The following is a 13,200-nucleotide window of genomic DNA, read 5'->3' as shown; positions in this document are numbered from 1 at the left end:
TCTCGACCCGGCCCCACGGCATACGGCTATGTTGGGACGCATGGCCAGTGCTGAGTTCGAGTCCGCCGTCGAGAGCGTCAAGGGCCTGACCCGCGACCCCGGCAACGACGTCAAGCTGCGTCTCTACGCGCTCTACAAGCAGGCGAGCGAGGGCGACGTCTCCGGCTCCCGACCGGGGATGATGAACCCCGTCGGGCGGGCGAAGTACGACGCCTGGGCGACGGTGTCCGGCACCGCACCGGAGGCCGCCGAGGAGCAGTACGTCGCGATCGTGCGCGACCTCACGTCGTCCTGACCTCAGCCGTCCCGCCACGGCTGGATGGTTGCGGCGGAGGGGAGTGCGGGACCGCAACGATCCCGCCATGGACGGCTGCCGGCGGCGCAGGTGCCGATCCGGCCGCAACGATCCCGCCGCGGCGCTGACCAGGTGGGCCCTGTGGATGGGGATCGGGAGCGTCGGCGGCGTCCCGGCAGGATCGGGACATGGCGGCAGACGAGTCCGCGCCCTTCCGTCGGGGGCAGCGACCAGCAGGTGTGACGGACTGGCGCCTGCGCACGGCGTCCTTCCGTCGACTCTTTCACGACGTGTACGTCGACCGGGCGGCGGAACTGACGCCGGTGCTGCTGGCGAGCGCAGCGCTCCTCGTCGTTCCTGACGCAACGGTCTCGCACCACAGTGCGGCGCGGCTGTGGGGCGGCATCGTGCCCGACGACGGTATCGTGCACCTCGCCTGCCCGAGCCGACGGGCGCAGGTCGAGGGCATCCGATCGCACCGGTTCGGGCCGAGCAAGGCGACGACGGTCTGGCGCCGGCTGCCCGTGACGACCCCGATCCAGACCTTCCTCGACCTCGCTGCGGTGCTCTGCCTCGTCGATCTCGTCGTCCTCGGAGACTCCCTCGTGCGTCGCAAGCGGGTGACCGTCGAGATGCTCGTCGAGGCCGCGTCGGCTCACCGGGGGCCAGGAAGTCGACTGGCCCGCAGGGCTGCTCGGCTGGTCCGCGCCGACGTCGACTCGGCGATGGAGACGCGGCTGCGGATGCTCATGGTCCTGTCGGGCCTGCCGGAGCCCGTCGTCAACCACAAGATCCGTTGGCCCGACGGGCAGGTCAGGTTCCGCTTCGACCTCAGCTATCCCAAGGCGGGTCTCGTCGTCGAGTACGACGGCCGCCAGCATGCGGACTCGACGACCCAGTGGGGCTCGGACCTCGGCCGACGCGAGTGGCTCGACGGCAACGACTGGCGCATCGTCGTGGTCATCGCCACGGACCTCCACCGCACGCCGGCGGCGACCCTGCACCGGATCCGCGCCGCGATGCGCCAGCGGGGCATGGCCGTACCTCCCGTCGACGACGAGTGGCGGCGGCATTTCACCAGCCTGCCGGAGGACGTGCACGACCCAGCGTCAGGGTGAACGGTCGCCCTGCTCACGACGACCCCGCCGTGGCCGGATCGATGCGGGCGAGGCGGCCCCGGGCCCGCAACAATCCAGCCGTGGCTGGAGGTGTGAGCCGCCGCTCGGCGCCCCGCGCAGCCCTGTGACCTGCGGTTATTCGCTGGAACCTGGTTCTAGTCACAGGGGCGTCGTTTGTCCGCCATCAGCGGACAAACGGCGTTGCGCGAGCGAGGGTGGCCCCGTCCGTCGTCTAATAGGAGTCGGCCCCGGGGTGGGGTCTGCCGAGCGAACCCCCACGTTCGGCGCCGACGGACCAGGAGCGAATCGGTGGCACGCATCGGAGAAGGCGGAGACCTCCTCAAGTGCTCTTTCTGCGGGAAGAGCCAGAAGCAGGTCAAGAAGCTGATCGCCGGTCCGGGGGTCTACATCTGCGACGAGTGCATCGACCTCTGCAACGAGATCATCGAGGAGGAGCTCGCCGAGAGCAGCGAGCTGGGCCTCGACCACCTGCCCAAGCCCCGCGAGATCTTCGACTTCCTCCAGAACTACGTCGTCGGCCAGGACACCGCGAAGAAGTCCCTCGCCGTCGCCGTCTACAACCACTACAAGCGCATCCAGGCCGGTGAGGGCCCGAAGCGCGACGACGAGCACGTCGACATCGCGAAGTCCAACATCCTGCTCATCGGCCCCACGGGCTCGGGCAAGACCTACCTCGCGCAGACGCTCGCCAAGATGCTCAACGTCCCCTTCGCCATCGCCGACGCGACGGCCCTGACCGAGGCCGGCTACGTCGGCGAGGACGTCGAGAACATCCTCCTCAAGCTCATCCAGGCCGCCGACTACGACGTCAAGAAGGCCGAGACGGGCATCATCTACATCGACGAGGTCGACAAGATCGCCCGCAAGAGCGAGAACCCGTCGATCACCCGCGACGTCTCCGGCGAGGGCGTGCAGCAGGCCCTGCTCAAGATCCTCGAGGGCACGACCGCATCGGTGCCGCCCCAGGGCGGGCGCAAGCACCCGCACCAGGAGTTCATCCAGATCGACACGACGAACGTGCTCTTCATCGTCGGCGGCGCGTTCGCCGGCCTCGAGAAGATCATCGAGTCGCGCTCGGGCCGCAAGGGGCTCGGCTTCGGCCAGCCGCTGCACAACCCCAAGGACCTCGGCGACAGCTTCCAAGACGTCATGCCCGAGGACCTGCTGAAGTTCGGCCTCATCCCTGAGTTCATCGGCCGGCTGCCCGTCCTCACGACCCTCTCGCCGCTCGACCAGCAGGCGCTCGTCAACATCCTCACAGCGCCGCGCAACGCTCTCGTCAAGCAGTACCAGAAGATGTTCGAGATCGACGGCGTCGAGCTCGAGTTCACCGACGACGCCATCGAGGCCGTCGCCGACCAGGCACTGCTGCGCGGCACCGGCGCCCGTGGGCTGCGCGCGATCATGGAGGAGGTGCTGCTCCCCGTGATGTTCGACGTGCCGAGCGACGACGGCATCGCCCGCGTGGTCGTGACCCGCGAGGTCGTGCTCGACAACGTCAACCCCACGATCGTGCGCCGTGAGGTCGAGCCGCGTGCCAAGCGTCAGCGCAAGGAATCCGCCTGACCCTGAAGGCCGCTCGCGCCTCGTGCGCGTGAACGGAGGCTGAGGCGTGGCTGCGCCCTTCCGGCTCGTCGCAGGCGACTACGCGCCGGTGCAGCAGTCGAGCACGACGTGTGGGTCCGCGTCGCTGACCGTGGCCCGCATGCTCGTCAACCCGGCCTTCGCCGCATGGATCCGCGACGGCATACCGAAAGGCGCGCGTGACGACGTCATGTCGCGTGCCTTCGTGCCTGACGCCGGGACCGCCCGGCAGCGCTTCGCCGCCTACGAGCAGGTCGTGGCGGGCCGCACCAACGGGCTCGTCGGCGCCGGGGGCTCCCTCCAGCTGCCCTGGCCTCGCGCGCTCGGCACCCCGCCGTGGGGCGCTCGCCATGAGATCGAGTTCGGGGCCGCCGCGCCCGGCGCCGCCTACGAGGTCACCTGGCTGCGCCATCGTGGCCGCGCCGGCCTCGAGCGGGCGTATGCCGCCCTGCTGGCCCGGGTGCGCGACGGACGTCCCGCGCTGCTCTACATCGGCAACCCCCGGCTGCCGCGCCACGTCCTGCTCGTCATGCCACCCACGGCTGACCAGGACCTCGACGTCTACGAGCCGTCGATCGGTCGGGTGGTCGACCTGCCCAGACAGGCCTTCGTCGACCGTCGACTCCGGCTGGCCGGCTGGGACGTGCCCTGGGCCGTCGTCTGGGCCGCCGTCGACTCCGACTCGTGACCACTAGCCCACCACGACCTGGTTTCGAGGTGATGCCGGCCGGGGGGTTGCTGTCGCGATCACCTCGATCGGGCAAGAGGAGAGTGTGATTCGAGGTGATGCCGCGCCGGACGTCCGTGTCGAGATCACCTCGAACCAGGGCGTGCCCGGACATGGATCGAGGTGATCCCGGGACCCAGGTGGGTCTCGCGATCACCTCGATCGGGCCGGAGGGGAGTGCGATTCGAGGTGATCCCGGGACCCAGGTGGGTCTCGGGATCACCTCGAATCGGTGGGGCCGGGGGAGGGCTCTCGGTCAGCCCATGTGGGCCGGGGCTGCCCCGTCGTGTGCGAGCTCCTGGTGCTTGACGTTGAGGAAGACCAGCGTGATGATTCCGCCGACCGCGATCATGATCGCCGCCACGAGGTAGGCCTTGCTCGCGCCGTAGGTGAACGCCTCGTCGGCGATCATCTTCTGCGCCGCTGCGAGCTGCTCCTGGGTCGGAGCCGGACCGCCCTGGGGCACCTTCGCCGTCAGCTCGGCGACCTTGTCGTTGAGGTTGTTGACGAAGATCGTGCTCAGCGTCGCGAGCCCGAGGGTGCCACCGACCTGCTGCATCGTGTTGAGCACCGCCGAGGCGACCGAGCTGTCCTCGTGCGCCACACCGTGGACCGCGGTCAGCGTGAGCGGCACGAAGATGAGACCCAGCCCGAAGGCGAGGATGATGATCCACGGCAGCAGGCCCGACGCATACGTGCTCTGCGGGGTCAGGTGGGTGAAGCCCCACATGCCGAGCGTGGCGAAGCCGGCGCCGGCGCCGGAGATCCAGCGCGGGTCGACGCGGGAGATGAGGCGCGAGGCGACCTGGGCGGCCACGACGATGCCGACCGAGAAGGGCAGGAAGGCGAGGCCCGTCGTCAGCGCGGAGTAGCCGAGGATCGTCTGGATGTAGATGCCGAGGAAGTAGAACATCGCGAACATGCCGGCGCCGACGATGAGCATGACGAAGTACGAGGTGCCACGCGTGCGGTCGCCGGGGATGCGCATCGGCAGGAGGGGGTGGGCGACCCGCGTCTCGATGACGACGAAGGCGATGAGCAGTGCCGCACCCACGGCGAGGTAGGTGACCGTCGTGGGGTCGCTCCATGAGGTGCTGGCCGCGTGGGTCAGACCGTAGACGAGCGACGACAGACCGGCGATCGAGGTGATCGCGCCGGGGATGTCGAGCGAGCCGCGACCGTCCTCGGACTCGGTGAGGATCCGCTGCGCGAAGAACGCGACGAGGATGCCGATCGGCAGGTTGATGAAGAAGTTCCAGCGCCAGTCGATCTCGGTGAGGGCGCCACCGAGGATGAGGCCGATGGCCGCTCCGGCGCCGGACATGGCGGCGAAGACACCCATCGCCTTGTTGCGCTCCTTGCCGGCCGGGAACGTCGTCGTGATGAGCGCGAGGGCGTTCGGGGCAGCGAGCGCGCCGCCGAGGCCCTGGACCGCGCGGGCGATGAGCATCTGCGACTCGGTCTGGGCGATGCCCGCGACGAGCGAGGCGAGCGTGAAGAGCGCCACGCCCCAGACGAACATCCGTCGGCGGCCGTAGAGGTCACCGAGGCGTCCGCCGAGGAGCAGGACGCCACCGAAGGCGAGGGTGTAGATGGTGATGACCCACTGCAGGTTGGCCTGGCTGAAGCCGAGGTCCTGCTCGATGTGGGGCAGCGCGATGTTCACGATGGTGCCGTCGAGCACGATCATGAGCTGGGCGGCGCAGATGACGAAGAGCGCGAGACCGAGCCGCTTGGGCGGCGCGTCGTGGGAGCTGAACTCCTCTGACGGGTCGATCACCTCGTCGACCGAGGGCGAAGACGAAGACATGGGTGTTCCTCTCGAAGGCGTGCTGGTGCGGTGGGTCGCCCCGTCACGGACTGCTCAGCGGTGGCTGGCGGCGTCGGTGGTGGTGGCGGCGCAGGCCGGCAGGACGACGGTGTCCACGAAGACGGCAATGCGGTCTGGCCCCGGCCGTCGTCCCGAGAGCAAGGTCTCGTGGATCGACAGGGCCGGGAGGATCATGGCGAGGGTGTCGAGGTCGGCGTCGGCGCCGACCTCACCCCGGCGCTGGGCGTTCTCGAACACCGCTCGCGCGGCCCCGAGCTTGGGAGCGACGAACCGCTCGTGGATGCCGCGCGCCATCTCGGGCTCGCGGTGGATGACGGGGAGCAGGGCGCTCCACGTCTGCATGACGACCTCGTCGTCGAGACCCCCGACGGCACAGGCCTGGGCGATGAGATCGCCGCGGAGCGAACCCGTGTCGGGGTCCTCCTCGGCGGGGCAGCCCATGAAGAGGGCGAGCGCGTCGATGACGAGCTCGCTCTTGTGCGGCCACTTGCGGTAGAGCGTGGCCTTGGACGCGCGGGCCGCAGCAGCGACCGCGTCGAAGGTGAGCCGGTCGTAGCCGACTTCGCGCAGGACGGCGATCGCTGCCTCGAGGAGCTCCTGCTCGCGGTCGCCCGCGACGCGCGGACGGCTCGCATGACTCGGCTCCGTCGTGCTCGCCGTTCCTGAGCTCATGCTCACCCCCATACTCACTCCCGATATGGCCTCGATGAAACGAAACTGTTTCGTTTCATGCGCAGCGTAAGTCGGTGCGCGACCGAATGCAAACGCCGGACGCGTTGGCGGGGCATCGGGCCGTGTACCCGGCCGACGTCGTGCTCCCGGCCCGGGCCCGAGCTGGGCCGAGGTGGACCCGAGCTGGACCCGAGTTGCGTCCTGGGCAGGCTTGCGCAGCTGATGCACTGGGGTCCGTTGCCGCTACCATGTGCCGTCGCCCATCCCGAGGAACAGCCACTATGTCCAGTCACGCCGCCGGCGAGTTCCGCCTGACGAGCGCCCTCATCGCGTCCTGCTCGAAGACCGCGTTCGCGCTTGCTTCTGCGGGCGTGGGGGCCCGGTGACCGCCCCCACCACCATCGCCACTACGGGTGGCGATACGACCAGGTCTGCGCCGCCGTCGGGCTGGACGGCTCGTCTCGGGTGGCTCGAGCGCTGGACCCAGTCCGCGTTGCTCGTGGGTCTGGTCGCCCTGGCCAGCTGGACACTGGTCTATCAGGTGGCCCTGTTCGCCGATCTCCAAGTGCCAGTGACAGCGACAGCCGCGCTGGCCCTCACCGCGACCCTGTCGTTTGTCGTGGTGCGAACGTTCTGGAAGGGCTCGCCCACGGAACGGATGCGTCCCGAGTCGCGGTGGCAGCTGGTGGCCGCTGCGGTGGTGGCGGTGCTGGCCATCGGGGCCGGCTTGCTCGGTCACCAGGCCATCGCCATCAGCCTCTTCGCGTGCGGCAGCGCAGCCTGGGCGGCGCTCGCCATCGCCGCTCGTTACCGGGTTCGTCTCGTCGGGCCGCAGCACCGCTCGGCGGAGCCCGTGCTGTGGGTGACCGGCTGGCTGTGGGCGCTCGCCTGCGGCGCGCTCAGTGCGTTGACCGCGAAGCCTGACGGTGACGACGCCTACTTCGTCAACCTCGCGCAGTGGGTTTCCGACCGGGGCGACTTCCCTCGGCGCGACACCATGCTGAGTGACGAGGTCCTCCCCGCGATCACGGGACACGACCCGCCCATTCACAGCATCGAGGGCCTCTTCGGCGCCATCGGCTACCTCACCGGCCAGTCCGGGGCCGCGATCACCTATGTGGTGGCGGCGCCGGTCCTCACGGTCGCCGCCGTGCTGGCCCTGACCTGGCTCGTCTCGGTGTGCCGCATCCCCTTCAGCGCGTTCGCGTTGTCAGCAGCCGTGCTCTACCTGCTCACGTCCGGCGGCTCGGGCGCGTCCTTCGGCAACTTCTTCGCACCCCGGATGTGGCAGGGCAAGAGCGTGCTCGCCACGCTGGTGCTGCCCCTCGTCACTGCCGTTGCCATCGAGTTCCTCCGGCGCGGGGGCTGGAGGCGCGGCCTCGCCCTGGGGCTGGCTGTCGTGGCGGCCGTGGGAGCGAGCAACACCGCCGTCTTCCTCCTTCCCGTGCTGCTCGGCGGTGTCGTGCTCGCCGCCCTCCTGCTGGGTCAGTGGCGACGCGCGGCGGCGGTCGTCGCGGTCCTCGCCTACCCGCTGGTGTGCGGGGTCATCATGGCCCTGCTGGCCACGCCCGGCGCTGATCCGACCGTCGCAGGGGAGACCGGTGCGGCGGCCGACCCGTCAGCGTTCCTGAACCCGATCACCGCCGTTCCGGGTGCCAAGGGGCTCATGGTGGCGACCTATCTCGCGGTGTGCCTGGGCTGGCTGGGCATGCGATCTCTCGCCGCCCGCGCGGTGGTCGTCTCCACGACCCTTGCCACGAGCCTGATCCTGCTACCACCGGTCACCCATTTCCTGACCCAGGCCGGCGGAGTTGGCCCGGTCCTCTGGCGGATGTGGTGGGTCGTCCCGGTGCCGCTTCTCGTCGGCGCACTGACTGGCGTCGCCGCTGGTCTTGTCCACGGCCGGGCGCGGGCACTCGTCGCCGCATCCACCGCCCTCGTCGTCGGCCTGATGCCGCTCGTCGGCGGGCGATGGATCGGCCCGAACGAGAACGGTGCGCGGTGGTCGGCGCCGACGGCGTGGAAGGTGCCGGTCGGCGCAGAGGCGTCGGCCCGGATGGCGCTACGGGTGTCGCGTCCTGGCGACGTCCTGCTCGCCCCCTGGGACACGACGCGGGTCGTCGCCGACATGTCGGTCGACGTGCACCCGGTGTCGGCCCGGTCCTTCTACCTGCACGAGTACGAGTCCCTCCCCGGCTCGCTGGTGGCCGACCGGCGTGACCTCCAGTCCTTTGCCGACGGGCGGACCGAGGCCGACCACGAGAAGCTCCGTCAGCAGCTGGATCGGCTCAGCGTCGACACCGCCTGCGTACGCGCGTCCCGGGCCCCGGCAGTGGCAGCGCTGGAAGCGGTCGGCTTTCACGCCGTCGCCGCCGCGGGAACGCTCGTCTGCTTCCGTCGCTCCGTGTGATCGGGTCGCAGTCACGCACGGACAGCACGTGGTGGCGGCGCAGGACCCGTGACACCGTCCGCCCCGGCACCTCGCCCTCCGGGCCGAGCGCGTCGGGACCGTCGCGTTGCCTGCGCGAGCAGCCAGGGCCTGGCGGCCGCTCAGTCCGCTGAGGACGGAGGGCTCGTGCGCACCCAGGCGAGCCCGGCGGCCACCCCGAGAAGTCCCACGACGAGGCCGACCGCTCCGATCGTCAGGTCCCGGCTGGAGAGCGAGGCGACGGCGACGACGACGGCGCAGGCAGCCGAGAGGGCGACGACGCAGTGCCGGAGCCATCGCCGCACCGTGACTCGGGTGAACGACCCGGCGGGCGGGGAGGTCGCGGACAAGGCGTGCGCGGCGTGCGCGGCGACGGCCCCCGCGGCTGCCGGCAGGGCCCACCACGAGAAGGTGCCCTCGGGAGTGAGCACGAACCAGCCCGTGAGCAGCACCGCCCAGAGGGCCAGCGGCGCAGCCGACCCCGGCCACGGCATGAGCACGAGGGGGACAAGGGCGAGCAGCCACCAGACGCCGTCGAAGCCGCCGACCGCGCGGTGCAGGGCGCCGAGGTAGACCACGACCCCGGAGGTTGCCACGGCCGTCATCCCGAGCTGAGCGAAGGACCACTCGGGTCCGGTTCCGAAGCGCAGGGTGCGGCGGCGGTGCGGCGGCGGTGCGACCGGGGAAGACGGAGGGACGACCGGGGGTGACGACATGTTCATCGCCTCGACAGCCGTGGGGCCGAGGCGCGACGGGCGATGTCGCGCAGCACCTGGTCGAGCGAGCCGGGGCCGCGCCAGGGCACGACCGGCACTCCGCGCAGGCGCAGGCTGCTCACCTGGGCCTCGCGCGAGAGCAGTCGCATCCGCCAGGCGAGGGCCTGGTAGACGTCGCCGGTGCCGGCGACGAGGTGCTCGGGGAAGGTGTCGACGACGACGACCGTCATGCCTCGCGCCGCCAGGGTGTGCGCGAGCCCCACCATCGTCTGGTCGATGAGCGGCGACAGCACGAGGCACAGCGCGTTGGGGTCGACCCCGCGCAGGGCGTGCTCGCCGGTATCACGGCGTTCGCTGGCGGGCGTGATGAGGGCGAGCGTGTCGAGGACCCGCCGCAGGTGGTTGGTGCCGGAGCCGGTGCCGAGCATCGGCACCTCGGCAGCGCCGACCGTGCGCAGCGTCAGCCGGTCGTTGCTGCGCAGGAAGTGCTCGCTCATCGCGCCCGCCGCCCGCACGGTGACGTCGAGGCTCGTGGGCCGCCCGTCGATGCCTTCTCGCGGGCCCAGGTCGCTGAAGGCGTCGACGAGGAGCATGACGTGCGCGTCCTCGTCGCTGAAGGTCGAGGTGACGTGCAGCGTGCCCGTGCGCAGCGAGACCGGCCAGCTGATCCGGCGCAGCCGGTCGCCGGGATGGAAGGCCCGGATCGTGTTGAACTCACTGCCCGAGCCGGGGCGGTTGGACCGGTTGAGGCCCACGATCCCGCGCGGGTGCGGGGTCGGGGCGCTCGCGTCGAACGCCGCCGGCACCGGGAGCGTCGCGGTGTCGAGGTCGGGCAGCTCCTCGGGCCCGACCCGGAAGGCGCCCCACGCGCTCGTCAGCGTCACCGACACGGTGCCGACCCGCCGGCGCCCCCACCGGGTGCTGCGCACGCCGAGCGTGGCTGCGCCGTCGTCGAGCAGGGCGATGCCGCTGCCGGGCTGGCGGTCGACGAAGGGCACCTGCGCGAGCGTCACGACGCCGTGCACGTCGGGGACCACGGGCTCGGTGACGACGTGCAGCGCCACGGCCTGCCCTTCACGCAGCGTGACGTCGGTGAGCCGTGCCGTCGCCTCGACCGTCACGCGCGGGCGCGCCAGCTGACCCCACACCGCGGCCACGGCGAGCGGAGCGGCGATGACGAGCAGGTCGGGCCGCCGGCCGAGCGCGGCGAGGACGGCGCCGAGCCCGGCCAGGGCGATGGCCCGCTGGTGCGCAGCCGTCGTCTCCCAAACCCCGAGGGTCCGCGACGCCGTCGCGCGCATCCGCCGGCTGCTCATGGGGTATGCCGCTCTCCGCCCGGTCGGAAGCCGGCCCCCGACCCCGGCGCCGACCCCGGCCCCGACCCCGGCCCCGACCCCGGCGTCGCCTCGCGAGCCGACGGTGTGTCGACGGTGCGCAGGATGCTCGCCACGACACCGGCACCGCTGACGTTGCTCATCCACAGCTCGGGCTTGACGGTGATGCGGTGGGCCAGCACGGCGTGGGCGACGGCCTTGACGTCCTCGGGGGTCACGTAGTCGCGGCCGTCGACGACGGCATACGCCCGGGCGCAGAGCAGCAGACCGAGCGCGCCACGAGGCGAGGCGCCCATGAGCACGTCGCCGTGGGTGCGGGTCGCCGCCGTCAGTGCCACGCAGTAGCGGCCGACGGACTCGTCGACGACCGTGGCCTCGATGGCGGCCTGCATCGCGAGCAGCTCGGCGGGTGTGACGACGGCGTCGAGCACCTGCTCCTCCTGCTGGCGAGCCATCCGGTTCGCGAGGATCTGCCACTCCTCGTCGAGCGACGGGTAGCCGAACGAGACGCGCATGAGGAAGCGGTCGAGCTGCGCCTCCGGTAGCGGGTAGGTGCCTTCGTACTCAACGGGATTCGCGGTCGCGAGGACGTGGAAGGGGCGCGGCAGCTGGAACGTGCGGCCCTCGACGGTGACCTGCTTCTCCTGCATCGCCTCGAGCAGCGCCGCCTGCGTCTTCGGGGGCGTGCGGTTGATCTCGTCGGCGAGCAGCAGCCCGGTGAAGAGCGGCCCGGCACGGAACTCGAAGTCGCCCGTGCGCTGGTCGAAGATGAACGACCCGGTGATGTCTCCGGGCAGCAGGTCGGGGGTGAACTGGGCCCGCTTGAAGTCGAGACCGAGCGCCTGCGCGAAGCTGCGCGCGGCGAGCGTCTTGCCGAGCCCCGGGAAGTCCTCCATGAGCACGTGCCCGCCCGCGAGGACCCCCGCGAGCACGAGCGTCAGGGCCTCCCGCTTGCCGACAACGGCTCGGTCGACCTCGTCGAGCACCCGGCCCGCGAGCTCGCTCGTGCGGGCGATGCCGATCGTCGGCGGCGTGCCGCTCACGGTCTCGCTCACGGTCTCGCTCACGCTCTCGCTCACAGGGTCACCCAGGGGTTCACTCATCAGTCACCACTTCTCGAGTCTGGTCAGCAAGGGGTCGAGCCGGTCGGGCCGGTAGAGGTCGGGCGGCGGCAGGCCGACGAGCAGCTGCCAGAGCTCGGGCGGCGTGACGCCCTCCGACCAGCGCGGCTCCTCCTCGGCGACGAGCCCGTGCTTGGCATAGAGGCGCTCGCGGATGAGCACCTGCAGCTGCACGTGCAGGTCGTGGACGAGAGCCTCGCGCCCCTCCTTCGCGACGTTCGCGGCAGCCAGCCGGCCCGCGAGGTTGGTCACCCGGAAGTCGTTGCCGCGGCCCTGCCCGCCGAGCTCGCCGTCGACGAGCGGCCAGGCCGTCAGGTGGTGCGCCTCGGCGTGGTCGACGACGTGCCACAGCAGCATCGCGAGCGCGGCGAGCACGGCGAGCAGTACCGGCACGTTGGGGGAGGTGCCGAAGGCCACCGTCACCCCGGCGATGACCACCCACGTCACGAGCAGCCCGATGAGCCGCCGCTTCCACGGCCGCAGCGACCGCGCCACCTCGCGCCAGCTCCGCGTCGCAGGAGCAGCCGTCGCCGGTATGCCGTCCGGCTGGCTCACGTTGCGCCGCCGCGGTTGCCGGGTGCGTCCGGGGCGTCAGGGGCGCCCGGGCCCGGCGCACCCGGACCTGCCGAACCGTCGGTGGCTGCCCTTGCCATCCGGGCCCCCTCGGCGACCCGGGTGAGGTCCGCGTGGAGGGTCTCGAGGTCGAGCAGGGCCCGCTCCCGGTGCGACTCGCCCAGCTCGTGCACAGAGAAGCGGGCCTCACGGTAGAGGGCGGCGAGGTCGCCGAGCCGGAGCCGGTCGACCTCCCACGTGCCGATGACCCGCTCGGTGAACTCCGTCGAGGTCTCGGCGGGGTCGCGGGGCAGGCCTGTGGCGGCGACGGACGTCTCGAGGTCGAGCCACGCCGCCACGATGGCGTTGCGGGGAGCGCCGGTGCGCAGCAGGGTGACCCGTTGCTCGGCCGTGCGCAGCAGCTCCACCGGCACGTCGGGGATCTCGAAGCTCGGGTCCTCGTGCAGGGTGATCCGCGGCCGGCGCCACAGCGACATGAGGATGCGCACGAGCACCGCGAGGACGATGGCCGCCGTCAGCACGAGCATGATCTGCACGAGGGCCACGAGGAAGGGCGACGGGTCCGACGGGGTGAACTCGCCCTGGCCCGAGCTCGACCGCGGCGGCGAGGTGGGCAGCAGGCTCTGGGGCACCGACGGGATCGGCGCAGCGGGCGCGGCGGCCTCGGGACGCGCGAGCAGCGCCACCGGGCGAGCCACAGCCGCCACGACGAGGCCTGCCATCACGACGAGCCCGCACGCGACGGCGACCATCACCCCTCGCCTCGACATGCGTTCCAGC

At 71.4% G+C, this 13,200-nt stretch carries 12 protein-coding genes; 5 read left to right on the top strand and 7 right to left on the bottom strand.

Annotated features, from left to right (window positions below; all coding sequences use genetic code 11):
- Positions 1 to 40 precede the first annotated feature (40 nt).
- From FHX52_RS07715 to FHX52_RS07700, 4 genes are all read left to right on the top strand, one after another.
- Positions 41 to 295 (top strand): acyl-CoA-binding protein, encoded by a 255-nt coding sequence (locus FHX52_RS07715; protein ID WP_141821354.1) that lies wholly within the window; start codon positions 41 to 43, stop codon positions 293 to 295.
- A gap of 188 nt (positions 296 to 483) precedes the next feature.
- Positions 484 to 1,413: a hypothetical protein gene (locus FHX52_RS07710; RefSeq protein ID WP_246069667.1), complete on the top strand. Its 930-nt coding sequence runs from the start codon at positions 484 to 486 to the stop codon at positions 1,411 to 1,413.
- A gap of 309 nt (positions 1,414 to 1,722) precedes the next feature.
- Positions 1,723 to 3,000, top strand: a complete 1,278-nt coding sequence (clpX, locus tag FHX52_RS07705) for an ATP-dependent Clp protease ATP-binding subunit ClpX (protein ID WP_141821352.1) — start codon at positions 1,723 to 1,725, stop codon at positions 2,998 to 3,000.
- 46 nt (positions 3,001 to 3,046) lie between these two features.
- Entirely contained in the window at positions 3,047 to 3,706 is a 660-nt protein-coding gene (locus tag FHX52_RS07700) for a hypothetical protein (protein WP_141821350.1), read from the top strand.
- 295 nt (positions 3,707 to 4,001) lie between these two features.
- Here the strand turns inward: FHX52_RS07700 and FHX52_RS07695 are convergent, their stop codons facing one another.
- Both FHX52_RS07695 and FHX52_RS07690 read right to left on the bottom strand, forming a co-directional pair.
- Positions 4,002 to 5,555: a DHA2 family efflux MFS transporter permease subunit gene (locus tag FHX52_RS07695; protein ID WP_141821348.1), complete on the bottom strand. Its 1,554-nt coding sequence runs from the start codon at positions 5,553 to 5,555 to the stop codon at positions 4,002 to 4,004.
- Between the two features lie 54 nt (positions 5,556 to 5,609).
- Positions 5,610 to 6,248, bottom strand: coding sequence for a TetR-like C-terminal domain-containing protein (locus tag FHX52_RS07690; protein ID WP_246069666.1), 639 nt, complete (start codon positions 6,246 to 6,248; stop codon positions 5,610 to 5,612).
- 571 nt (positions 6,249 to 6,819) lie between these two features.
- Here FHX52_RS07690 and FHX52_RS07685 point away from each other — a divergent pair.
- The gene (locus FHX52_RS07685; protein ID WP_141821344.1) at positions 6,820 to 8,658 is read left to right on the top strand and encodes a DUF6077 domain-containing protein; all 1,839 of its coding nucleotides are present in this window, start codon (positions 6,820 to 6,822) and stop codon (positions 8,656 to 8,658) included.
- A gap of 140 nt (positions 8,659 to 8,798) precedes the next feature.
- Here FHX52_RS07685 and FHX52_RS07680 read toward each other — a convergent pair whose 3' ends face one another.
- From FHX52_RS07680 to FHX52_RS07660, 5 genes are all read right to left on the bottom strand, one after another.
- Complete coding sequence (locus FHX52_RS07680) at positions 8,799 to 9,281, bottom strand: hypothetical protein (protein ID WP_246069665.1); 483 nt, start codon at positions 9,279 to 9,281, stop codon at positions 8,799 to 8,801.
- Positions 9,282 to 9,394: 113 nt separating this feature from the next.
- The gene (locus tag FHX52_RS07675) at positions 9,395 to 10,708 is read right to left on the bottom strand and encodes a DUF58 domain-containing protein (RefSeq protein ID WP_141821340.1); all 1,314 of its coding nucleotides are present in this window, start codon (positions 10,706 to 10,708) and stop codon (positions 9,395 to 9,397) included.
- Complete coding sequence (locus FHX52_RS07670) at positions 10,705 to 11,829, bottom strand: AAA family ATPase (RefSeq protein WP_141821338.1); 1,125 nt, start codon at positions 11,827 to 11,829, stop codon at positions 10,705 to 10,707. Before FHX52_RS07670 ends, FHX52_RS07675 begins: the two co-directional genes overlap by 4 nt.
- A 3-nt stretch (positions 11,830 to 11,832) precedes the next feature.
- Positions 11,833 to 12,402, bottom strand: a complete 570-nt coding sequence (locus FHX52_RS07665) for a hypothetical protein (RefSeq protein WP_246069664.1) — start codon at positions 12,400 to 12,402, stop codon at positions 11,833 to 11,835.
- A complete protein-coding gene (locus FHX52_RS07660) occupies positions 12,399 to 13,190 on the bottom strand; it encodes a DUF4129 domain-containing protein (RefSeq protein ID WP_141821336.1) in 792 nt (263 codons plus the stop codon). The genes FHX52_RS07665 and FHX52_RS07660 overlap by 4 nt, the downstream gene beginning before the upstream one ends.
- Between the last annotated feature and the right edge of the window lie 10 nt (positions 13,191 to 13,200).

The sequence above is a fragment of the Humibacillus xanthopallidus genome, from assembly GCF_006717145.1.
GTDB lineage: Bacteria > Actinomycetota > Actinomycetes > Actinomycetales > Dermatophilaceae > Humibacillus > Humibacillus xanthopallidus.
This window is presented reverse-complemented; position numbering and strand designations above follow the sequence as displayed.